The sequence below is a fragment of the Achromobacter sp. ACM03 genome (genome assembly GCF_014851665.1).
In the GTDB taxonomy this organism is placed as follows: Bacteria; Pseudomonadota; Gammaproteobacteria; order Burkholderiales; family Burkholderiaceae_B; genus Achromobacter; species Achromobacter aegrifaciens.
In genome coordinates, this window is the sequence record NZ_JACVAD010000004.1 from 369,294 (window position 1) to 393,005 (window position 23,712).

14 protein-coding genes and 1 tRNA gene are annotated in these 23,712 nt (G+C 66.7%); 8 read left to right on the forward strand and 7 right to left on the reverse strand.

Translation table 11 applies throughout. From position 1 onward, the window contains the following. Nucleotides 1-133 precede the first annotated feature (133 nt). Nucleotides 134-892, reverse strand: coding sequence for an IclR family transcriptional regulator (locus tag IB257_RS21025; RefSeq protein ID WP_119450208.1), 759 nt, complete (start codon nt 890-892; stop codon nt 134-136). A gap of 104 nt (nt 893-996) precedes the next feature. Between IB257_RS21025 and IB257_RS21030 the strand changes: the two genes are divergently transcribed. From IB257_RS21030 to IB257_RS21045, 4 genes are all read left to right on the forward strand, one after another. Further along, complete coding sequence (locus IB257_RS21030; protein ID WP_192492748.1) at nt 997-2,160, forward strand: fumarylacetoacetate hydrolase family protein; 1,164 nt, start codon at nt 997-999, stop codon at nt 2,158-2,160. A gap of 195 nt (nt 2,161-2,355) precedes the next feature. After that, complete coding sequence (ispB, locus tag IB257_RS21035; protein ID WP_192492749.1) at nt 2,356-3,321, forward strand: octaprenyl diphosphate synthase; 966 nt, start codon at nt 2,356-2,358, stop codon at nt 3,319-3,321. 149 nt (nt 3,322-3,470) lie between these two features. Next, nucleotides 3,471-3,547, forward strand: a tRNA-Pro gene (locus IB257_RS21040). A 160-nt stretch (nt 3,548-3,707) separates the two neighbouring features. Beyond that, nucleotides 3,708-5,846: a LamG-like jellyroll fold domain-containing protein gene (locus IB257_RS21045; RefSeq protein ID WP_175213048.1), complete on the forward strand. Its 2,139-nt coding sequence runs from the start codon at nt 3,708-3,710 to the stop codon at nt 5,844-5,846. A gap of 39 nt (nt 5,847-5,885) precedes the next feature. On the opposite strand, the gene IB257_RS21050 is transcribed toward IB257_RS21045, so the two are convergent. After that, nucleotides 5,886-6,851, reverse strand: coding sequence for a LysR family transcriptional regulator (locus IB257_RS21050; protein WP_175213049.1), 966 nt, complete (start codon nt 6,849-6,851; stop codon nt 5,886-5,888). A gap of 124 nt (nt 6,852-6,975) precedes the next feature. On the opposite strand from IB257_RS21050, the gene IB257_RS21055 reads away from it, so the two are divergent. Further along, nucleotides 6,976-7,956 (forward strand): tripartite tricarboxylate transporter substrate binding protein, encoded by a 981-nt coding sequence (locus IB257_RS21055; protein WP_192492750.1) that lies wholly within the window; start codon nt 6,976-6,978, stop codon nt 7,954-7,956. Beyond that, nucleotides 7,953-9,479 carry a sulfatase-like hydrolase/transferase gene (locus IB257_RS21060; RefSeq protein ID WP_175213051.1) on the forward strand — a complete coding sequence of 509 codons (1,527 nt, stop codon included), beginning with the start codon at nt 7,953-7,955 and terminating at the stop codon, nt 9,477-9,479. Before IB257_RS21055 ends, IB257_RS21060 begins: the two co-directional genes overlap by 4 nt. 22 nt (nt 9,480-9,501) lie before the next feature. On the opposite strand, the gene IB257_RS21065 is transcribed toward IB257_RS21060, so the two are convergent. Both IB257_RS21065 and IB257_RS21070 read right to left on the reverse strand, forming a co-directional pair. Beyond that, nucleotides 9,502-12,885, reverse strand: a complete 3,384-nt coding sequence (locus tag IB257_RS21065; protein WP_192492751.1) for an ATP-binding protein — start codon at nt 12,883-12,885, stop codon at nt 9,502-9,504. A 222-nt stretch (nt 12,886-13,107) separates the two neighbouring features. After that, nucleotides 13,108-13,839: a response regulator gene (locus IB257_RS21070; protein WP_306650739.1), complete on the reverse strand. Its 732-nt coding sequence runs from the start codon at nt 13,837-13,839 to the stop codon at nt 13,108-13,110. A 344-nt stretch (nt 13,840-14,183) separates the two neighbouring features. Here IB257_RS21070 and IB257_RS21075 point away from each other — a divergent pair, with 344 nt between their 5' ends. Beyond that, nucleotides 14,184-15,872, forward strand: coding sequence for a ShlB/FhaC/HecB family hemolysin secretion/activation protein (locus IB257_RS21075; RefSeq protein ID WP_192492752.1), 1,689 nt, complete (start codon nt 14,184-14,186; stop codon nt 15,870-15,872). An 80-nt stretch (nt 15,873-15,952) separates the two neighbouring features. Continuing rightward, nucleotides 15,953-18,979: a filamentous hemagglutinin N-terminal domain-containing protein gene (locus tag IB257_RS21080; RefSeq protein ID WP_192492753.1), complete on the forward strand. Its 3,027-nt coding sequence runs from the start codon at nt 15,953-15,955 to the stop codon at nt 18,977-18,979. Between the two features lie 68 nt (nt 18,980-19,047). Here the strand turns inward: IB257_RS21080 and IB257_RS21085 are convergent, their stop codons facing one another. The 3 genes from IB257_RS21085 to IB257_RS21095 are packed head-to-tail and all read right to left on the reverse strand — an operon-like array spanning nt 19,048 to nt 23,654. Next, the gene (locus tag IB257_RS21085; RefSeq protein WP_054457693.1) at nt 19,048-20,238 is read right to left on the reverse strand and encodes a fimbrial protein; all 1,191 of its coding nucleotides are present in this window, start codon (nt 20,236-20,238) and stop codon (nt 19,048-19,050) included. Nucleotides 20,239-20,274: 36 nt separating this feature from the next. Continuing rightward, nucleotides 20,275-21,036, reverse strand: a complete 762-nt coding sequence (locus IB257_RS21090) for a molecular chaperone (RefSeq protein ID WP_225589052.1) — start codon at nt 21,034-21,036, stop codon at nt 20,275-20,277. Next, nucleotides 21,033-23,654, reverse strand: coding sequence for a fimbria/pilus outer membrane usher protein (locus IB257_RS21095; protein WP_192492754.1), 2,622 nt, complete (start codon nt 23,652-23,654; stop codon nt 21,033-21,035). The genes IB257_RS21090 and IB257_RS21095 overlap by 4 nt, the downstream gene beginning before the upstream one ends. Between the last annotated feature and the right edge of the window lie 58 nt (nt 23,655-23,712).

The window sequence follows — 23,712 nt, forward strand, 5'->3', positions numbered from 1 at the left end:
GCACCCAGAGGGGTGACGCAAATGCAACCGACGTAATTCGGGCATTGCTGACCGAATCCGGAATATTAGCCCGGGACTTTCAGAAAGTCAAAAAGCCGTTGCAGGCTAAGGGCTTAGGTGTCGCATGCGCGCTTCAAGCGCCGGGGATCACCCGCAGGGCGATGTCCCGCGCCACGAGGCGGATGCCCGCAATGACGTCATGGCGGTGCGTCTCGTCCAGCCGGTCGGTGGGGATCGACGTGCTGACGGCCACCCGCTTGCCCTGCGGCGTCATGCCCACGTAGGCGGCATAGCAGACCAGGCCTGTCGCCACTTCCTCCAGATCCTGCGCGAGGCCTGTGCTGCGCACCTGGGCCAGTTCCTGATCGAGCGCGGCGCGGGTGGCGAGGCTGCGCTCGGTGACGCGCGGCAGCGTATCCGGCACGCGGGCGGCCAGGTCTTCGGGCGGCAGGCTGGCCAGCAACGCCTTGCCCAGCGCGCAGGCGTGCGCCGGCAGGCGCAGGCCCAGGTCCGACACCAGCCGCACCGGGCGGCGCGCGTCTTCGCGGGCCAGGTAGACCACGTCGAAGCCATCCAGCGTCGCCAGTTGCACCACTTCGTTGTGCCGCGCCACGAAAGCGCCCGCGGCCGCCTGGAACGCCGCCTGCAGTCCGTCCTGGCGCAGATAGGCATGGCCCAGCGCCATCAGTTCGATGCCGATGACGTAGCCGCCATCACGGCGCTCGATCCAGCGGCGCTGTTCCAGGCAATCCAGCAGCAGATAGAGGGTGCTGCGGGCGAGCTGGCAGGATTCAGCCAGCTCGGATGCCTTGACCGGCGTGTTGCGGCTGGCCAGCACTTGCAGGATGTCGTGCGTGCGGCGGATGGCGGGGACGTCGTGTACGGTTGCCATGCTCTATTTGTCCAACATATTGGACATAAATTCATGATGTTGGACATGATAATGGAAGTCTCCTAGACTGCCCCGCACATCATTCGAACAAGGCGAGGAGACTCATGGACCAAGCAAAGGCGCTGCCCGTCGATCTGGAACAGGCGTTGCTGGTGGGGCGGGTGTGGAGGCCGGGGCATGGTCCCAGCGTCGTGGCGGTGCGCCGCGGCGAGGTGATCGACATCACGGCGGCCGCGTCCACCATGGCGGACCTGCTGGACCGTCCCGACCGCGTGGCGCTCGCCGCCAGCGCCGCCGGCGAGTCGCTGGGCGATGTGCATGCCCTGATGGCAGCCAGCCTGGCAGGCCGGGAGGGCTTGCGCCTGCTGGCGCCTTGCGACTTGCAGCCCGTCAAGGCGGCGGGCGTCACCTTCGCCATCAGCCTGCTGGAACGCATGATCGAGGAAGAGGCCGGCGGCGATGCCAGCCGCGCCGAGGAAATCCGCGTCCGCATGCAGGCGCTGATCGGCTCGGACCTGTCCCGCCTGCGGCCGGGCTCGCCCGAAGCTGCCAAACTGAAGGCCGAGCTGACCGAGCGCGGCCAGTGGTCGCAATACCTGGAGGTGGGCATAGGTCCGGACGCCGAGATTTTCTCCAAGGCGCCGCCCATGGCGTCGGTGGGGACGGGTGCGCATATCGGCGTGCTGCCCGAATCCCGCTGGAACAATCCCGAACCCGAGATCGTGCTGGCGGTGGACAGTCGCGGCGAGGTCGTCGGCGCCACGTTGGGCAACGACGTCAACCTGCGCGACATCGAAGGCCGCAGCGCCTTGTTGCTGACCAAGGCCAAGGACAACAACGGCTCTTGCGCCATCGGTCCCTTCATTCGCCTGTTCGACGGGGACTTCAGCCTGGACAGCGTGCGCCAGGCCGATGTGTCCTTGCGCATCGAGGGCCTGGACGGCTTCGTGCTGGACGGCGTGAGCCACATGCGCGAGATCAGCCGCGATCCGCTGGACCTGGCGCGCCAGGCTTGCGGCAAGCATCATCAGTACCCGGACGGCTTCATGCTGTTCCTGGGCACCATGTTCTCGCCCACCCAGGACCGCATGGGCCCGGGCACCGGCTTCACCCACAAGCTGGGCGACCGCGTCGTGATCGCGTCCGAGCGCCTGGGCGCGCTGGTCAACGAAGTGCGTCTGGCCACCGAGATCGAGCTCTGGACCTTCGGGGTGCGCGCACTTTACGCCAGCCTGGCCGCGCGCGGCCTGCCGAGGCAAGGCGCCTGATCCACCGCAGGACGGCGCCGGGCGGGGGCGCGCTCCGGGGCGCCACCCCTGCCGGCGATTCCGCCAGGATGACGGCTCGCGTCCGTCACTCCCCGTATAATCCTTGGTCGAATCCTCCCGCCGTCTGCGGCGGGCCCAGCGGTAAGAGCCGGCGCGCGTTCACGCCGCGGCTCGTTTCACTCTCCCGGATACGTCTTGAATCTCCCCGAGCTTGTTGCCCCCATTGCAGACGATATGAAAGCCGTCGACGCGGTCATCCGCGAGCGGCTGAATTCCGAGGTGGTCCTGATCCGCACGATCGGCGACTACATCATAGGCGCGGGCGGCAAGCGCATGCGCCCGGCCATGGTACTGATGGTGGCGCGCGCGCTGGGCTACGAGGGCACGCACCACCAGCTGCTGGCCGCCGTGGTTGAGTTCATCCACACCGCGACCCTGCTGCACGACGACGTGGTCGACGAATCCGACCTGCGCCGCGGGCGTGAAACCGCCAACGCGGTCTTCGGTAACGCCGCCAGCGTGCTGGTGGGCGACTACCTGTATTCGCGCTCCTTCGAGATGATGGTGGAAGCGAACTCGATGCGCGTCATGAGCATCCTGTCCGAAGCCACCACGGTGATCGCCGAGGGCGAGGTGCTGCAACTGCTGAACGTGCATGATCCGGACGTCTCGCAGGAGCGCTATCTGCAAGTGGTGCGCTACAAGACCGCCAAGCTGTTCGAGGCCGCCGCCCAGGTGGGCGCCGTGCTGGCGGGCGCCACCCCCGAGCAGGAAGCCGCCGCGGCCGCCTATGGCCGCCACGTGGGCACCGCCTTCCAGTTGGTGGATGACGTGCTGGACTACAGCGGCGACGCCGCCGCCCTGGGCAAGAACGTGGGCGACGACTTGCGCGAGGGCAAGCCCACGCTGCCGCTGATCCGCGTGATGGAAGTGGGCACGCCGGAACAGCAGCAATTGATCCGGGACGCCATCAAGACCGGCGACGCCGACTTCGCCGCCGTGGCCGCCGCCATCCAGGCTACCGATGCCCTGGAACACGCCCGCCAGGCCGCCGTGGCCGAAGCGGCTCTGGCCCGAAAAGCACTTTCTGCTTACCCCATTTCCCCTTTTCAAAAATCTCTGTTAGAATTCTGCGCTTTCGCGGTGAACAGAGATCGCTAAGCGAATTAGGCGAAAAATCTGGGGCAACCCAGGTGTTGGGAAAACCCGGATGGGAAAGCCCGGTGGCCTGAAACGTGGCGGTTGATAGTGAAAGCGAAAGATGATTTGGTTGCACTGAGCGCAGCGAAGTCAGTAGTAGTAGTAAGACTCGGGGCGTAGCTCAGCCTGGTAGAGTACTGCGTTCGGGACGCAGGAGTCGGAGGTTCGAATCCTCTCGCCCCGACCACTCATGTGGTCGAATTCATGAAGGTGTTTCCCGACGCCTTTGGCTGAAAGCCGGTATCGCGCAAGCGTTGCCGGCTTTTTTGCATTTACGTGTCGGATTCAGTCATCCCGCCGTCATTCCGCGTCTCTAGACTCCCGCCTTTTTCGAACAGGCAGCAGAGATGACGAAGGACAGCAAGCACGGCCAGGGTGATACGCAGATCGTGGAGCAGGCGGCGGATGCCTTGCCGCAGGCGCCCGACAACCGGCGGCGCAGCTTGCTGCGCGCCGGCTTGGGCGTGACGCTGTTGCCCATGGGCGGCAGTTTCCTGCTCAGCGGCTGCAATGGCGGCGGCGACGATGACGATGATGATGACGGCGATGGCGGCACGGGCAAGCCTCAGCCGGCCCTGGTGTCGAGCTTTGCGCTGGCGGTGCTGCCGGATACGCAGTTCTATTCTCGCTACGCGACCGACGCCGAGAACCAGCAGTTCATGCGCAAGTACGGCAGCGAGCCCTACCAGGCGCAGACGCGCTGGGTGGCCGAGCACGCCAAGGCGCTCAACATTCCCTTCCTGGTCCATCTGGGCGACGTGGTCGACCAGCAGGGCAAGCCCGACCAGTGGAAGGTGGCCAGCGCCGCGATGAAGGTGCTGGAAGACGCCAAGGTGCCGTACTCGATCCTGGCGGGCAACCACGACGTGATCGTCGACCGCGACTATGTCGACGAGAGCAGCCAGTCGGCCAATACCGACGCGCAGCGCGACCTGGCCAAGGAACCCTACCTGCAGCATTTCAGCGTCACGCGCGCCAAGCAGCAGGCCACCTTCGGCGGCCGCGATGCCAGCGGCTTTCACGAGTACCACGTGTTCGAGGCCGAAGGGCAGAAGTTCCTGGTGCTGTCGCTGTCCTGGCGCGCATCGAATGACGCGCTGGCCTGGGCCAACCAGGTGCTGCGCGCCAATCCCACGCTGCCCGCCATTCTGATCAACCACCAGCTGCTGAACATCGACAAGGATGGCGTCAGCCCGCTGGAAGTGCCCTACGGCAAGATGCTGTGGGACAAGCTGATCCGCGACAACGATCAGATCTTCATGACGCTCAACGGCCACTACCACGGCGCCACCCGCCTGACCAAGACCAACGCCTATGGCAACGCGGTGGAGGAGATGGTGGTGGATTACCAGATGGCCTACCAGGGCGGCAACGGCCTGATGCGTCTGTACGAATTCGATCTGGGCAACAACGAGATCCGCGTGCTGTCTTTCTCGCCCTGGGTGCCGCAGAAGCCCAAGGACACGCTCAACGCATTTGACCAGGCGGTGCTGACCGCGCCCAACGAGCAGTTCACCATCAAGATGGACTTCGCCAGCCGCTTCTCCGGCTTCAACAAGACGTTCAAGGCGGCGGCGCCCTCGCATACCTCGCTGGTCGAACAGGCTTCGGCGCTGATCCTGGCCAACTACACGGATCCCACGACCGTCGAACAGAAGCCGGCCGCGGACGTCAACGACTACCCGCTGGTGGCGGGGACGCTGGCGCACTGGCGCTTCTTCGGCGGGCAGGCCGGCCTGTCCGTCAAGGTGGGCGAGACCGTCGCGGATCTGACCGGCCTGAATCCGATCCGCCGCGCGGCGCTCAACATAGACGGCGTGGCGGGCGCGCAGGAAGGCGACCTGCTGTGGTCGGACGATCACCATTACCTGTCCGCCGCGCCCGGTTCAGTGCGGTTCCTGAACACCGATAAGAACACCGCGCGCATGAGTTACTTCACCACCGAAGCCACTGCGGCGATCAACGGCGCCACGGTGCCCAACGGCTACACGGTCGAGGCGTTCCTGAAGATCGACCGGGACTGGAGCGCGCAGAAGCACGCCTGGATGAACGTGATGACGCGCGACGGCAAGCGCGGCGATCTGGCCGGGTTCAATGGCGGCGACCCGGAATCCCCGCCCTTGATCTTCGCCGTGTCCAGCTTGCGCGAGATCCAGTGGGAAATCGTGCCGGTCGTGGCGGGTGAGCGCGGCGGCAAGACCAACTGGTCGGGCGAGATCATCGCGGACAAATGGTTCCACGTCGCGGTGGTCAACGACGCCGACACGCACGAGACCATTCTGTACATCGAGGGCGCGCCGGTATTGCGCAACGTCAGCAATGCGCCGGGCCTGGCGACGCTGGCCGCCGACATGCCCTGGGTGATCGGAGCGGGTTCGTGGGACGGCGAACGCGCCGACGGCTTCTTCGGCAGCATCGGCGAGATACGCATCGTGGATAAGGCGCTCAAGCCCGCGCAATGGCTGACCGCGCGCCGCGCGAGCTAGCGCGTCATGCGGGACGCGCGCGACGCGTCCCGCAGGTGTTCAGCGTGGCGCCGCCGCGTCAGCCGCCTCGGCCCGCAGGCACTCGATCAAATCCCGCATCCGCGGCGACAAATCCAGGCTGTGGTGCCGCACGATGCCCAGCGGGCCGAATACGGGAGGCAGCTCGATATCCAGAACGGCAACGCCGCCGCTGCCGGCCGGGTGGCGTGCGACGCAACGGGGCAGCAGCGACAGCAGGTCGCTGCTGGCCATCAGCATCATATTGTTCAGGGCCGAGGCCGATTCGATGCGCGACGGCGGGTACTGGCCGTGACGCTGCAGCAGCATGTCCAGGCCGATGCGCGCCGGGCTGCCGCGCGGCGGCATGATCCACGGATAGGCCGCCAGTTGCGCCCAGGAGACCTGGGCCACGTCCGCCAGCGGATGTCCGCTGCGCGCGCATACGCACATCGGCTCTTCGTACAGCACTTGCGTCAGGGTATCGGGCGTGCGCACGGCGGCGCCCATGCGCGCCACCAGTAGGTCCAGCTTGCGGGTGTGCAGGTCTGGCATCAGCGCTTCCAGTGAACCCTCGCGCACCAGCACATTGACATTGGCCGCCTGTTGCTCGAAACGCAGCAGCGCGCGCGGCACCAGGTAGGCCGCCGCCGCCGAGTTGACGCCGACATGGATGGTTTCCGCGTCGAGGCCGGGCGCGGCGGACCATTCGCCGCTCATGCGTTCCAGGTCACCCAGCACCCAGCGGGCGTGACGGATCAGGGAGTCGCCATGGGGCGTGGGGAAGGTGCCCTTCGGGGTCCGGTCGAACAGCCGGGCGCCCAGCATGTCCTCCAGTTCCGCGAGCATGCGCGACACCGCTGGCTGGGTGGTGGCCATGCGTTGCGCCGCCACGCCGACGTTGTGGACTTCGTCCAGCAATAGCATGAGTTGCAGGTGGCGCAGGCGCAGCCGGCCACGCAGATACCAGTCTTGCTGCAGGGGAGCGATGGTGTCGGGAGGGTTCATCTCTACATATCAACTCTGATATGGAAAGTGAAAAATATATCATTGGACTGGAATGATGGGCTGGCAGATGATGATTGCCAGCGAGCCGCCCGCGAATGAGGCGAGCCGCGGGATGGAGACAATCATGCTGAAACTTGTGCGCGGCGCCCTGGCCGCCCTGAGTCTGGCCGTACCTCTGGCCGTTCCCCAGGCGGCCGTCGCGGCTTATCCGGACCGCCCCGTCACGCTGGTCGTGCCCTCGGTGCCCGGCGGCGCGGCCGATGTGGTCGGGCGTCTGGTCGCTGCGGAAATGTCCAAACAATGGAACGTTCCGGTCATCGTGGAAAACCGCGCCGGTGGCGCCGGCGTCATCGGTTCCCAGGCGGTGGCACGCGCCAAGCCCGACGGCTACACGCTGCTGCTGGGGCCGGACGCCTCGTTCACGGCGGTGCCTTACCTGATGCAGGACGTGCCGTATCGTGCCGAGGACTTCGCGCCCGTCGCGACGCTGGCGACCCTGCAGTACGTGTTGGTGGCGGCGCCCACGGCGCCGTTCAAGTCCTTGCGTGAACTGCTGGAGCAGGCGCGCGCCCGGCCCGACTCCATTACCTACGCCAGCGGCGGTCCGGGTTCCACCCATCATCTGGCGATGGCGTTGTTCGAGCATGCCGCCGGCATCTCGCTCAAGCACGTGCCGTACAAGGCCGCGCCCCAGGGCTTTGTCGGCGTGATGGGCAGCCAGGTCGATCTGATGTTCATCGTCGCCAGCACGGCCGTGCCGCAGATCAAGGCCGGCAAGGTGCAGGGGCTGGCCAACGCGGGAGCCGCGCCCATCGCGGGCGCGCCCGACCTGCCGATGGTGAAGGACGCAGTGAAGGACTTCACGTTCTACAGCTGGTTCGGCCTGTTCGCGCCGGCGCAGACGCCCGCTCCGGTGCTGGCCGATTTGCAGCGCGCCGTCGCCGCTGTCCTGAAGAGTCCCGAGGTCCGGGACAAGATGCAGGCCCAGGGCATGATCGTGGGCGACCAGGACGGGCTGGGCTTGAACGAACGCATCGCCCATGACATCCGTGTGCTCGCGCCCGTGCTTTCCGACATCAAGACCGCCACCAGCAAGCAGCAATGAAACGCCCCAACATTCTTCTCATCACGACCGACCAGCATCGCGGTGACTGCCTGGGCTTTGCGGGACGCCGGGTCAAGACGCCGCACATTGATCTGCTGGCGCGCACTGGCACGCATTTCGCGGCCTGCATCACGCCCAACGTCGTCTGCCAGCCTTCGCGCGCCTCCATGCTGACCGGCCTGCTGCCGCTGACGCATGGCGTCTGCGACAACGGCATAGACCTGGATCTGCGTACCGGCGAGGCGGGCTTTGCCGGCAGCCTGGCCGCTGCCGGCTACGACACGGGCTTCATCGGCAAGGCGCATTTCTCCACGCACCACACCTTCCAGGCCACGGGACGGCCCGAATGCCAGTACAGCGAGGCGGGCATGGGACCGGGCTGGGCGGGGCCCTACATGGGCTTCAAGCATGTGGAGCTGGTGGTGGAAGGCCACAACTATTGGCTGCCCACGCCTTTGCCCGGCGGCCTGAATCATTCGCGCTGGCACTACGGCGACGGGTTGGGCGAACTGCGCAACCAGCTGTATGGGACCGACCTGGGCCCGGCCTGCGGCGCGCCGCAGACCTTCCATTCCGCTTTGCCGGCGGCCTGGCACAACTCCGCCTGGATCGGCGATCGCACCATCGATTATTTGCGCGAGCATCGCAATCAGCCGTTCTGCCTGTGGGCATCGTTTCCCGATCCTCATCACCCTTTCGATTGCCCCGAGCCCTGGTCGCGCCTGCATCATCCCGACGAGGTCGATCTGCCGCGCCATCGCGTCACCGACTACGATCGCCGGCCCTGGTGGCACAGGGCCAGCATGGAAAGCAAGCCCATGGGCAATGCCGAAGTGCAGGCGGTACGGCAGAATTTTTCGCGCATGCCGACCCAATCAGACGAGGCGCTGCGCCGGATCATCGCCAACTACTACGGCATGATCTCGCTGGTGGACCATCAGGTGGGGCGCATCATGAAGGCGCTGAGCGAATACGGGCTGGACCAGGACACCATCGTCATCTTCACCTCGGATCATGGCGAATGGCTGGGCGACCACGGACTGATGCTCAAGGGTCCCATGCCGTATGAAGGCCTGCTGCGCGTGGCCATGGTGGCCAGCGGCCCCGGCATCGCGGCCGGGAGAAAGGTGGAAGACCCGGTTTCCACGCTGGACCTTGCTGCGACCTTCTGCGACTACGCCGGCGCATCGGCCCTGGGGCCGCAACACGGCCGCAGCTTGCGTCCGTTGCTGGAAGGCGGGGATGCCACCCGCGAGTTCGCCTTGAGCGAATGGGACGTGGCGGCATCGCGCTGCGGCGTGGAGCTGAAGCTGCGCACTGTGCGCACGCGCGACTGGAAGCTGACCGTCGAACTGGGCAGCGGCGCGGGCGAGATGTATTGCCTGGCCGAAGATCCGGACGAGATGGACAATCTCTTCGACGATCCGGGTCATGCCGCGAAACGGCGGGAGCTGGCCGCCATGCTCGCAACCCGGCCTGCGGACCAGTTGCCGGCGCGCGTGCCGGCATCGGGTATCGCTTGAACCTGCGGCGCAAACCGGACGGTCAAGCCTGTTCGGTGGTCGGCTGGCCAGCAGGCTTGGCCAGGGCGCTTTTCACTGCGGCGAGCACGTCGTCGCAGATGAGCGCCACCGCGTCCGCCGACCCGCGCACGCCTGGCTGGTTCAGGCGGGTATCGAGCTGAGCGCACTGTTCGGCCAGCGCGGGCAGGCGGAAAATGGCCAGCATGCCACGCAAGGCGTGCAGTTCGCCGCGCAGGCTGCCGCTGTCTTCGTCGATGGCAGCGCGTTTGATGGTGTCCAGGGACTGCGCGCAAGATTGCTCCAGCGTGCGCAGCAGCGCCGGGGGGAAGGCGCGTCCACCGGTCAAGGCTTGCGGACCGTTATCGGCCGCAGCCGGTGCTTGTTGCGGGCCGCGGCCGGCTTGCCCGCATACGTCCAGCAAGGCGTGTTCGAGTTCGGCCAGCGGCAAAGGTTTGGTCAGCACCCGCGCGATGCCGGCTTCATTGCAGCGCTGCCGCTCGTGTTTCGTCACGCAGGCCGTGGCGGCGATGACGGGCATGTCCGGCCGCATGGATCGAGCCTGTCGGGCCAGCGCGTAGCCGTCCACGCCGGGCATCGCGAGATCGGTGACCAGCACGTCATAGCGGTGCGCTGCCAGCAGTGCGCAAGCCTGCGCACCTCCCTCCGCCAGATCGACTTCGCAGCCCAGCAGCTTGAACTGTTCTTCGAACAGGCCGCGGTTGGCGGCGTTGTCTTCGGCCACCAGCACCCGCAACGAGCGGGTCGAATGCCGCGGCGCAGGCGCGGGGGCCGCGGTGGACAGGGGCGCGTCCTGCAGCACATGCCGCAAGGCCGAGGCCAGGCCATGCAATCCGTACATCGAAACGCTGAGCTTGCGTCCCGTGTCCTGCGGCGTGGCGGGTCCGAGCATGCCGCAATCGATCACCCATGAAGATTGGTCCAGCAATCTGTCTTCGTCCTCCGGCTGCCAGTCCGTCTTGTCGCCCCAGATGATGAGGACCGTCGCTTCGTCCAGCGTGTCCTCGTCCAGTTCGGATGGATGGCGGCGGGCGTTGACGCGCAGTCCCCAGGTTCGCAGGACGGCTTCCAGGCCGTGACGGCAGTTGTCGCGCGCGGCCAGCAGCAACACCTGCTCGCCGGCGAACCATGGCCTGTCGGCCTCGGCGTTCTCGATGCCCAGCGGCAAGGAGAACGCGAACAGGCTGCCGCTTCCAGGTTTGCTGCGCACGGACAGGGAGCCGCCCATTGCCTCGACCAACCGGCAACACAGGGTCAGCCCCAGGCCCGTGCCGCCATAGCGCCGGCCTATGGTCGCGTCGGCCTGGCTGAAAGCGCGAAAGACACTCCGGGTCTGTTCTTCCGTCATGCCCATGCCGGTGTCCTCCACCTCGACGGCGATGCGGGCCGCGTCGGTGCGGGTACGCAGCACCACCTTGCCGTGGTCGGTGAATTTGATGGCATTGGAGAGCAGGTTGTGGATCACTTGTCCCAGTCGGGTGGCATCCCCTCGCATGGGCTGCCTGAGCGCAGCGCCCAGATCGCCGAGCAAGGCCAGTCCTTTGGCCTGGGCCTGGGGCGCGAACATGGATAGGGCGTGCGAGGCGACTTCGAGCAGGTCGAACTCCGTCTGCTCCAGGCTCAGTTCGCCGGCCTCGATCTTGGAGAAGTCCAGCACGTCGCTGATCGTGGCCAGCAGCAATCCCGACGACACTCGCACGGTTTCGAGATGGTTGCGCTGGATTGGCGCCAGGCGCGAGCGCGAGAGCAGCTCAAGGTGTCCCAGGATGGCGTGCAGCGGCGTGCGTATTTCATGGCTCATCGCCGCCAGGAAGGCCGACTTGGCGGCATTGCCGCGGTCCGCGGCGGCCTTGGCTTCACGCAGGCGGTGGGCCAGCTGATATTTTTCGGTGACGTCGATGAACGCAGCCACGACCACGTTAGATCCGCGGTAGCGCGCGCCTGCCATGCTGACCGACAAGGTGACGGGAGTGCCATCGCAGGCGACGAACGAGAGGTCTTCCTCCACCACATCCGTATCGCGCCTGCCTGCGGCCGTGCCGGCGCGCCGCCGATAACGATTGGCCAGCTCTGCCGAAAGGCTGAATTTTCCCACGCCCACGCGCGCGGTCATCTTTTCCATGGCCGGGCTGTGCAATAGCGGACTGCCGCTGGCAGCGTCGATCAGACCCAGGCCCACGGGAGCCGTCTCGATGAGCGTGCGGTTGAGATGCTCGCTCTCCAGCGCCAGCCTGGAACGGTTCATCAAGGGCCGGACCACGCGCAGCTCGAAGTAGAGCAGCAGCGCCCATATCAACGCCAGCGTGGTTGCGGTCATGGTCGCGGGCGTGGTCAGCTGTGCGCTGATGGCATTGACGATGCTGCTCCAGTCCAGCGTGAAGACCAGCACCCAGCCCGTCGGGCCCAATCCTTCTGAAATCGAGAACTGGCCAGAGCGCGTTCTTTCCTGGCGCGTTCCGGCAGGGATATCGGCGAGGTCGGCGGCCGGAGCGGTTTCCTGCGCGTCGCCGACACCGCCGCCCGGCGACGCAGCGATGAGTTGGCCGCTGGCGGACATGATGGCGAAGTCGCCCGCCTGCAGGTTTGCCGCCTGCGAGGCGCCGGGTTGCAGGGGGGAATACTCCGTCACCAGCACGGCGACCGGGACGCCCTTGTCCAGTATGGTTCCACCGATGCGGAAGACCTGCTTGCCCGTGATCGGATTAGCGACGGGAGGGATCCAGCGCAAGGAGCGCCATGTGTCGGTGCCGGCATCGGTCGCGATCAGCATGCGCCGGCTGACTTCGCCGGTCAGCAGGGCGAGGTAGCGGTCGCGGTCCGCCAGGATCCTCTGGCGGACCGCTGCTTCGGGGGCAGGGACCAGGCCGGCGATGCTGCCATTGACCCCAAAGAAGAACGAGGCCAGCGAGTTGTCATGGGCCGCGGGCCCGCCTGAGGGAACGCGTCCGATCTGCTCGGCCAGATTGAAGAACTTTCCTGTCGCAGCGTTCGTCACCCGGCCGCCGCCCGAACCCAATATCCATTGAGAGCGGGAATCCTCGTCGGCCTCCACCAGCAGTTCTTCGCCCCGGCTGCGGTACTTTGCGATCTGGGCCGCGTCAAAGGGCGCCGCTTCTCGCCACATCAGCTCCGCGCTTGCCAGGCTGATCCGGAAGGCGTTCTCGCGCGTATAGATTTCCTTCATGAGCACGGCGTGTTCGGCCACGAACGATTGGCGCACGTACTCCAGATATTTTTCGGCGGTGGTCTTGGCTTCCAGGGCGAAGGTCAGCAGCACCGCGACCGTGATCAGCACGCCGCCGCCCAGGCTCTGCCAGCGCTGATAGCGGCGAAAGCGCGTCACGGTGTCGAGCCGCGAGGGGCTCAGGCGGTGGCGTAGTCGAATCAAGGCGCGGGAGGATGGGTGTCAGGCGGCGCCGGCATGCCGTCTCGGATAGGCGGGCGCTGCGGGTTTCTGGGGGCGGGCGCAGCTACTTGAACATTATTCCGGCCCGTTTGGCGCAAAGGCTTGCCAGCGGCTTTGACATGGATCAAGCGGCTGCCACTCGGGTCTGGTCGCGTCCAGCGTGTCGACATTGAACAAGGGGCAAGCACTGGTACCGCTGGAGACTCAGGCCGCTTTCTCGCCCTTCACGTCGGGTGGCGTCATATCGGCCATCGGCAGGGCGGCGCAGCCGTACCGGACCAGGTCCGCGTCGCGTTCGATGCCCAGCTTCCTCATCGCGCTGCGCTTCTGTGAGCTGACCGTTTGCACGCTGCGGCTGGAAATACGCGATATCTCGGTGATGGTGGCGCCCGCGCAAAACAGACGGATGATCTCTGCCTCTCGCCGCGTCAACCGCGGCTGTTGCGGCGAGAGGGATTCGCGGATGATCATGTCCTTCACCGTCGGCGAATAGTAGGTCCGGCCGCGGCTCATCGCGTGTATCGCTTCGGCGATATGGCGCGTTGAATCTGCCTTGCTGAGGATGCACAGGTTCTTTTCGGCCAGCAGCGCCCGCAGCAGCGTGGGATGCTCGACCATGGTGAGCACGGCCACTCGCAGCGCCGGGAAGCGCCGCCGCAAAAATCCGATGAGCCCCAGCCCGTCGCCGTGCTTGCCGCCCGGCATCGCGTAGTCCGAGACCACCGCGTCGCACGGTTGAGTTTCAAGCAGGGCCACCAGGTCCGTGGAGTTCCTGGCGCAGCCGATCACTTCGATGGCCGGATCTCGCGCGAGCTCGTGGCTCACGCCCAGGGACACGATGGGATGGTCGTCGGCAATGATGACGCGGATGCGGCCGTGTGACATGTTTCTTTCCCCGTTCATCCAGAGCCTGCTGCGGAACTGCCGTGCGTCCATGGCGATTGCCGCCAAGTTTCGCAAGCAGGCGTTTGAAACGCTGTATGTGCGCGGCTGCTGTGGCGATGCCGCGTGCCGCCATATTACCGACGGCGTCCTCGCCAAAGAATAGGAGGAGTACTAAAGTGCGGCGCTCGTCGCAGCCGCCGCCACCCCCAACTCCGCGGCAGGCGACTGCCGAATCGTAGTAGTACGACTCCGATTTCGTAGTCTTCCCACAGTTCCACTCCCGTCCGCTCCGTATTCTGCCGGCAGGACGAGAATCGCCCGGCTTGGCAGGAGCGGCAGCCGGCCCGGGGGCAAACGCTTCCTGTGAAAAAAAGGCAGAGAGCAGGGGGCGGGAGATGACAGGGGAGAACGCGCGCCATCGGATGGCTGCGCTGGCCGCCGGGCTGGTCATGGCGTTGTGTGCGGACGTCTCGCGGGCGCAGATCCCGGATGCGGGGCGCGCCATGCGCGACCTGCAATCGGTCTTGCCCGCCATGCCCTCGGGTGGCACGGCTCCGGAGGTGCAATTGCCCGAACCGCAGCCGCCCGCAGCCGCGTCCGGCGAAGCGGCCACAGGCCCCGCCGTCAAGGTGCTCAAGTTCCGCTTCGAAGGCAACCGCGCCGTTGACGACGCGACGCTGCGGGCGCTGCTGGCCGATCTGGCGGGCACGGCGCTGACGTTTCCGGACCTGCGCCTGGCCGCTGATCGCGTCACCGCTTACTACCATGATCGGGGCTATGTGCTGGCGCGCGCCTACCTGCCGCCGCAAGACATCGATGCGGGCGTCCTGCGCATCGCCGTGCTGGAGGGCAGCTATGGCGAGATCGGTCTGCGGAACCGCTCGCGGATCCGCGATGCTGTGCTGGAACAGCCGCTCTCCGTTCTGCGTCCGGGGGGTGCAGTGCAGGCCCGTGAGCTGGAGCGCGCGCTGCTGTTGCTCAGCGAGCTGCCCGGCGTGGCGGTGAAGGGAACGCTACGGCCCGGCGCCGAAACCGGCAGCACCAGCCTGCTGGTGGATGCCGAGGCGGGACCGCTCGTCTTCGGCAGCGTGGACGCGGACAATTTTGGCGGCTACTACACCGGCGAATACCGGCTGAGCGGAAGCATCGGCGTCAATAACCCCCTGCGCCTGGGCGACCAGCTCAATCTGCGACTGTTGGGGAGCGATGGCGGGCAGCGCTACTACAACGCCGGCTATCAGCTTCCCCTTGGCTCCTGGTCCACGCGCGTCGGCATTGGCATGTCCAGCATGCGGTACGAACTCGGCAGGCGTTTCGAACCCCTGGGTGCGCACGGCCGCGCCGACGTGTCGACCGTGTTCATCCAGCAGCCCTTGGTGCGCACGCGCCGCGCCAGCTTGCGCCTGCAATTGCAGCACGAGCGCAAGCGTCTGGTCGACAGCATGGATCTCTTCGACGTAAGCAGCAGCAAGCGTATCGGGCTATGGACCGTGGCCCTGGCCGGCAGCAGCGAGGACGGATGGCTCGGCGGCGGAAGGACCATCTTGCAGCTGTCGCATGGCCGCGGCCGACTGCGCCTGGGCGATTCGCAAGCCGAGCGCGAGGACCGTCTGACCGTGCGCACTGCAGGCTGGTTCGCCAAGACCAATCTTTCGGCCAGCCGACTGCAGCAGCTTGGGGACCACCTGCAGCTTTATGCGCGGCTGGACGCGCAATGGGCGTCGAAGAACCTGGACAGTTCCGAGAAATTCAGCCTGGGCGGACCCTATGGCGTACGCGCCTATCCGCTGGGCGCGGCCAGCGGCGACGAGGGCTGGCTGGCCGGCGTCGAATTGCGCTACCAAATGGCTCCCGGGTGGCAGGCGAGCGCCTTTGCGGACCGCGGCAGCGTGCGCCTGAGCAAACAGCGCTGGACGCGGGGAGGCAACCGCAACGACCTGAGTGCGGCGGGATTCGGCATCACGCAGTACGGCGCCAACCATCAGGTGAACCTGAGCATCGCCTGGCCGATGGGCCGGCGGCTACCCGCGACGGAAGCGGACCGCGAGCCCCGCTTGTGGTTCCAGGCGTCGCGCTACTTCTGACGCAGGCGCATCACGCGCGCAGTTTTCTCAACCGGCGCAGTCTGCCGTGGCGGCGGATGCGCCATTCTCGCGAGGCAATCATGAACAAGACATATGCATTGGTATGGAACGAGGTCAGACAAAGTTGGAGCGTGGCGCGCGAGTCGGCGCGCCGCCATGGAAAATGCGGCGGCGGCAGGCGTAGTCGCGTTGCCGCGCTGGCCCTGATCGGACTGGCGAGCCTGTCTGGCGCGCATGCTGCACCGACGGGAGGGACGATCGCAGCCGGCAATGGCATAGGCGATATCCACACCACGCTGGACCAGAAACAGGTGTCGATCAATCAGCACACGCAAAAGCTGATCATCGATTGGAACAGCTTCAGTATCGGCGCCGACGAACGTGTCGCCTTCAACCAGCCTGGCGCCGGATCCATCGCGCTGAACCGGGTGAACGGCCTGTCGCCAAGTTCGATCCTGGGACGCATGGACGCAAATGGCCAGGTTTTCCTCGTCAACCCCAACGGCATCGTCTTCGGCAGGGGCGCGGAGGTCAACGTGGGCGGACTGGTAGCGTCGACCAAGCAGCTTTCCGACGCCGATTTCAACGCGGGCAACTATCGCTTCGCCGGGCCATCGGAGGCCTCCGTATTGAACCAGGGCGTGATTGCCGCGCGCGACCGCGGCAGCGTCGCGCTGCTGGGCGCCAAGGTCAGCAATCAGGGTGTGATCCGGGCGCGGCTGGGGCGGATCGCGCTGGCAGCCGGCGCAGAGTTCACTGTGAACTTCGACGGCAACGGCTTGCTCGATTTGCGGATGGATGGCGCCGCGCTGTCCGCCCTGGCCGAGAATGGCGGCATGCTGAGCGCCGACGGCGGGCAGGTCCTGATGACGGCCAGCGCCGCGGGAGCGGCCTTGCGCACGGTGGTCAACAGCCAGGGCATCATCGAAGCGAAGACGCTGCAGGGTCAAGGCGGCAAGATTACGTTGGACGGCGGCGGCGCCGGTGTGGTGGTGGCTGCGGGCAAGCTGAATGCCAGCGCGCTTGCCTCGCCAGGCAACGGCGGCGAGGTGGAGATGCGGGGGCAGCAGGTGGCCGTGCGGCTTGGCACTGAGGTCGACACGCGGGCCTTGAACGGCGATAGCGGCACCTGGCGCATCGCGTCGGCAGGGGTGACGGTGGGCGAAAACGCCACCGCGGCAAACGTCACGGTGCACGCGGACACCGTCGCCAGCAATCTCGCGGCCACCAACATCGTGCTGGAAGGCGCTGCGGGCGACGTCGCGCTCAATGGCCCGATCGCTTGGCACAGCGGCAACACGCTAGGCTTGGTTGCGGCGGGTGATATCACGGTCAACGCAGACCTGGCCGCAACCGGCCAGAACGTCGCCATCGCCATGTCCGCCGGCGGAGAAATCGCGCTTAACGGCAAGACTGCCATTACCGGCATCAACGGTGCCTTGTCCTTGCAGGCGCCCGGAGGCCATATTCTGGGCGAAGGGGCGGTGATCACGCTGTCCGGCGCAGGCGCATCGTTCAGCGCGCATGACCAGCGTTACGCGGTGATCCAGAACCTCGCCCAACTGCAGGACATCGACCGCAACCTGAGCGGCCTGTACGTGCTGGGCAATAGCCTGAGTGGACGCGGTTCGATCCAGGCGATAGGCGGTCCGTATGACATCTTTTCAGGCACTTTCGACGGTCTGGGCAATACGCTCAGCGGCTACTCGGTCAGCGGCGCCGGTCCCAACGTGGGCTTGTTCGCCGCATCCTCCGGCAGCATCAGCAATGTCAACCTGGCGTCGATGACTGTCAACGCGCCGGCCGCCGGCGCGGCATCCATGTCGGTGGGCGCACTGGTGGGCCGCAATTCGGGCCAGATCATCAATGTGTCCACGGCCGGAATGTCCGTGAAGGGCAGTTCGTATCACCGTAACGTGGTGGGCGGCCTGGTGGGCACCAACGCCGGCGGCAGTATCGACCGCGCCACCGTTGCAGGCAGCGTATATGCAGGTTCGCACACGGTCGCCATAGGCGGGCTGACAGGTGAAAACCTGAATTCCGCGGCGAGCCGTGGCGTCATTACGCGTAGCGTCTCGCGCAATCTGGTATCGGGAGCGATGCAACGCGATGAGCTGGGCGGCATGGGCGGTCTGGTTGGCGTGAATCGCGGCCTGATCGCGGATGCCTCCAGTCACGCGAGCACCCAGGCCACGGGAGCTGGCCACAATGTGGGCGGGCTGGTGGGCAGCAATCTGGGCGGCGACATCGAATGCTCGCTTGCGACCGGACGGGTGCAGAACGGCAGCGATGCGTACACCGGCGGCCTGGTGGGGTTGAATAGCGGGGCCATTTCAGGCTCGGCCGCCGAAGGTGGCGTCAGTGCCGAGGGCGGCGGCTCCACCGGCGGCCTCGCAGGGCGCAACAGCGCCGGCGGCTTGCTGCTGGACGTCAAGGCCGCAGGCGATGTGACGGCCGCCTATGGTGTCAATGTGGGCGGCCTGGTCGGCGCCAACGATGGACACATCGACACGGCGGAGGCGGGTGGCGAGGTCAAGGCCGGCTACAACCGGAATGGAGGCCGGGCGGGCGGTCTGGCTGGCTATAACAGCGGCACGATAGAAGCCTCGGTCGCCCGCGGCAAGATTGCTGGCGGACACTATGGGTACAGCGGGGGACTGGTCGGCTACAACACCGGCACGCTGGGCACGGTCAACGCCAGCGGCAACGTGGCAGCGGGGCAGGGCAGTGCGGTCGGGGGGCTGGTCGGCGCCAATCAGGGCCTGATCGTTTCGGCGATGGCCAATGGCAATGTCTACGGCGGCGTCAACAGCCGTGCCGGTGGCGTGGTGGGAGAGAACGGCGACATGGGAGAGGTCCGGCAGTCCTCTTCCTCGGGCGAAGTGGGTGGCGCGAGCCGCGCCCTGCTGGGGGGCATTGCTGGGTTGAACCAGGGCGAAATCTCCTATTCCAGCGCGAGCGGCAAGGTGAATTTCGTGAACTCCCTTCAGCATACCTACGGCGGCCTGGCCGGCGCGAACTACGGCGTGCTGCGCGCCAACAGCACGTTGGGGCTGGCATCCCTGGTGCCGCCGGTGGGCTTGAACTACGGGATTGTCGAGCGTTGATCGACAGTGCATGAACAGGGCCATGGACGCGCGCGTCCGTGGCCCTGTTGGCATGAGGCGCCCTGGCCTCAGGGAAACTCGAAGGTGAACTCCGCGCTGCCATCGGCGATGCCGGCCTTGACCGCTCCGTCGACCGGCGCCGTGCGGAGATAGTGGGCTCGCAGCATCAGCACGGCCTGGTCGCCGACGCGCTGCATGTCATACGCGGCGCCGAAGCGGACCGGGACTTTGCCGGTATCGTTGATCATGGCAATGCCTATGCCCTCGGCGGCTTCGGAGCCGGGCTTCAGGTTCAGCACATGGGGATCGGTGTTGGGGCCGTACTTGTCGGCAAAAGTAATGGTCGGCTTGGCCGAGGCGCTGCATTGGGTGAGCACGATGGAAAATTCCTTGGCTGGCGAGGTGGCTCCCGGTGTATCGAAGAGCGAGAGGGGCAGGTCTCCCAGCGAGACTGGGATCGTCCGGTAGGCGCCGACCTCGCATTTGTTGGGGACGATTACCCCCGTGCCACCGCCAATGCCGATGACGCCGGTGCCCTGGTAGGAAAACGGCAGACTGCCGCAGACGCCGGTAATGCCCGGTGTCCAGACGGGAAAGTTCTGGATGGCCTCGCCGTAGCCCACCGCGCCCTGCTGGTAGTTGACGGCATAGAGCATCAGCGTGATGTTGGGGTCCACGCCGGTCACTTTCAGTTCACCGCTGGGCAGGTTGGCCGCGGCGTCGGTCAGTACCAGGCGCTGGATGTACTCGGTGACGGTGGAGTTTTTCTGCGACGCGGACCCGGCGGTGTCGTAGTACACGGGACGCTTGTCCATGACCACGGGCAGCGCGCCGGGTTTGATCCGTCTTTCGATGCCGTCCGCGCCCATGACGGATACCTGCAGCCCGATGCCGGGTACGTTTGTCTGCGCCGTGCCGTCGGCGGCCACGCCTGCGTTGGGACCCCACTGCGCCGCCGCAACCAATTCGTGGAGGACGCCTGCGCCCACGCCCGAGCCAAGCTGGAAATTGTTGAAAAGCCCGGCGCCCCGCTCGAACAGCACATCGCCAATTTGCGAGGAACTGGTCAGCGGCGAGACTTCACGCCAGGGGCCGCCGGCCTGGTTCGACTGGCTGCAGTGGATGGCAGGGCGGTTCATGACCAGTTCGCCGCGAACCGGGGCGCACGGCAATGCCATCGCGGCGGCCAGCAGGAGGAGGGCGGCCCGTGCAGGCTTGTCGATCGCATGGGTGCGTGCGGGGATAGGGAGCTTGCTCATCAGGGTGTACTCCTGGATGCCGGGATCGGCTTGGACTCAGTTTGCGGCTGCGAGCGCTGCCGCGCCGTGGATCAGGTCGCCGGCGTCATCGGCGGCCTCGTAGCGCAGCGTGCTTGCGTGCGCCTGGGGTTGATGGCCGGCGGGTAGCGCGAACCGAGAGGTGGCGTACGGCGGCACGGTCAAACCGTCCAGGCGCTGCACGCCCGCCGCGGCGGGAAGCTCCAGCCGTGCCAGCGACACATGGAAAGGGGTGGGGTTGTGCGCTTCCAGCTGCCATGGCGCAGCGGCGTCTCCAGAGCGCCGGTACTTCCACGCGACTTGCGCCGGGGCCTCCCGAGGATCGCCTTGCAGCGCCGGCGGACGGAACAAGACCTTCATCCTCAGCCGGAACGACAGCTGCAACTGGTTGCGGCGCGACGGCTGCAGCGAAGGGATTTCAAGGAAATTGATCCAGAACACCGATTCGCGGTCGCCCGGCAGGGGTTCGCCCGTGTAGCGCAGCTCCAGCGCCTTGCGCTCCCCGGCATCCAGCCGGTAGACCGGGGGGGTCAGCACGAAAGGGACGGGCAGCTTGCTGGGATCGGTGCGCGCCTGCGCTTGCTCCTGGTCCAGCCAGGTCTGCACCAGGATGGGCGTCTCCCCCGAGTTGCTGGTGCGTATCGTCAGCGACCTGGCTTGCGCTGGATAGATGAAGCGTGTGCCAACCACGGTCAGGTCCGCATGCGCCCAGGCTGCCATGCAGGCCATCAGCAGGCCGGCGGTCAGGCGCGGTGCGCATGCGCGCAGCAGGCCCATCATCGGCGCGCCAGCGGGCCGGGGCCCGTGGGCCTGCCGCCGTCCGCCGGCATCGGCGCGCAGGTGAGCGAAATCTCATCGTAGCCCCGGGCGCGCTGCCGCGCGCGCTCGGGTAGGGCGTAGTCGATGGCGCAGCGCTGCTGCAGCCCCGGTCCCCACTGCACGATGACGCGGCCTTGATCCTGTTCCGCCCGCATGACGATGCGGCTGCCCTGACCCACCGCGCCCACCGGCTTGCCGTCGGCGGCGTTCAGCACTTCCGCGCCAAAGGGCAGCGCGGCGCCGTCGGCCTGGTGGGCGTCGATCAGCACCGGCCGGGCCACGCGGGTCGGGTAGGACAGCAGCACGACTGCGCCGGCGCGCGGCGCCACGTTGCGCGAACTGGCCTGCAGCTCCACGTCGTCGGGGATGTCGCGCGGATCGATGTCGACGGTGTTGAGCTGGTAGGGGCTCAGGCTGGCGACGACGCCATAGCCGCGGGCGTCCAGGCGGTCGCCGCCGTAGCCGATCTGCGCGCCTTGCGCGTGGTCGGCGCGTACCAGCGCGACCGTTTCCCCCAGCGTCTGCGAGAAGGTCACTCCGCCAGCATGGACAAGCACGCCGCCCGACGCGTTCAGCGATGCCTGGCGGAAGCCCGCTCCCTGCGAAATACCCGCTCCCACCCAGGACTGCGGCAGGCGGTAGCCGATGTTTGCGCTTGCCGAGTTGGCGTTCTCGCGGCTGGCATGAGAGGCGGATACCGAATAGGTGCCTTGGTCGGACTCGCCCATCGAGCCCGCGACCGAGGTGGTGAAGTTGGCGCCGGCGCGGGAATCGGCGCTGTAGTAACTGTTGAGCATGGGAGCGCCGCGCTCGGCCCGGCCCAGGGGAATCGAAAGGTTCACGGTGACCAGTGTGGAGTTGTCGCGGCCGCCGCCCCGGTAGGAATTTCGGGTGGCCAGGTTTTGCATGCGCTGCACGCCGAAGGAATAGGAAATGTCGCGCCAACGGTTGCTGTAGCCCAGCGCGAAGTTGATGGTGTTGCCATGGCCTTGCCAGTATTGGATGGCCGACCCCGACAGATAGACGTTTCCGCCGTTGACGCCAAGCTGCTGGCTGAGGTTGGCGTCGAGCCGTCCGCGCGTGCGGCCCACGTCGCCGAACCAGCGGTAGCGCTGTGGCGCGCCTTGCAGGGCGATGCTCTCGCGCAAGCCCACGAAGCCGCTGGTGGAATAGCGGTAGGCCAGGAGCGAAAAGTTGGTGCCGCTATTGGGCAGGTTCTTGCTGTACGACAGGCGGTAGCTGGCGCCCGTCCGCGTGCCTTCGTCCGGAAGCTCGGCGCGGGACAGCGTGACGTCGGCCGCGAATGCGCCCAGCGCGGTGTTCACCGCGGCGCCGGCCAGCGCGGAACCATAGTGCCGGGTGAAAGCGAGACCGCCGTAACCCGTGTACATGTCGCCCAGCCCGCGCTTGAACGTGCCCTGCAGCAAGTACTGCGAACTGCTGCCCATGCCCAGATCTATCGCCCGCCCCGCCGTCAGGCTGTAGCGGCTGGTGCCGGGCCGCAGCAGTTGGACGGTGGTGGCGAAGGGCACGACGAAGCTGCGCGCGCTGCCGTCCGCCTCCACGATACGCACGTCCAGGTCGCCGCCATATCCCGCCGCCTGCAGGTCTTCGAGCGCGAAGGGGCCGGGCGCCACGGTGGTTTCGTAGACGAGGTAGCCACGCTGGTACACCGACACCTGGGCATTGCTGTTGGCCGTGCCGCGGACAACCGGGGTGTAGGAACGCAACGCGCTGGGCAGCATGCGTTCGTCGCTGGCCAGCTGCACGCCCCGGAACGATACGGAGTCGAACAGGTCGCCGTCGGTGGAGCTTTCTCCCATCAACAGCTGCGACCTCCACGCCGGTACGTCGGTCTTCAGATAGGTATAGCCGCGCTGATAGTTCGCGCCATGGCCCGGTGACCAGGTCGCGCTGCCATAGTGGCGCAGCCGGAATGCGCCCACGTTGACGCCTGCATTCAGGCCCGCATAGCCACGCGTGGTACGCGTGCCGCGGCTTTCAGAGGTGAAGAGGTTGCTGTTGTAGTTCAGCCGCGCCGCCGTCACGCCGAAGTCCCAGTTCGATGGATCCACGTAGGCGCCGGGCGTGGAGAGGCGCAGATAATACTTGGGCACGGTGAGATAGAGCTTCTGCTCGGCCACCTCCAATTTGACCTGCGCGCCGGGCACGTAGCGCGACAGCTCGCCGCAGGCTGCGGTCGAGGATAGCGCAAGCATGCCCTCGCCGCGCGCGGCCTTGTCGACGTCCAGGCCTAGGCGCGCCAGCAATGCGCTGTCATAGCACGGCGTGGCGCTGGCGCTGCCGGCCAGGAGGCGGAACGGGACCTCCTCCACGCCGCGCCACTGGCCGTTGACGTAGACGTCCAGCTTGTGCCGGCCGGGCTCCATGAAGTTGCCGCGCTCGAAGCGGCTCGTGTCGATGGTCGTGCCGCCTGCGCCTTGGAACATCATCTGCGGGTCGAAGAACGCCTGCTTGCCTTGTACGGGAGCGACCCAGACCGCCAGCGCGGCGGCAAGACCGGATGCGAGCCTTTCCGCCGCCTGGCGCCGATTCGCTGGACGAGCGGGGTCTGGCAAGCGGGGGCAAGCCCTTGCGTGTAGATTTTCCATCGGGACGTGTCAGCTCTGTGGTTCG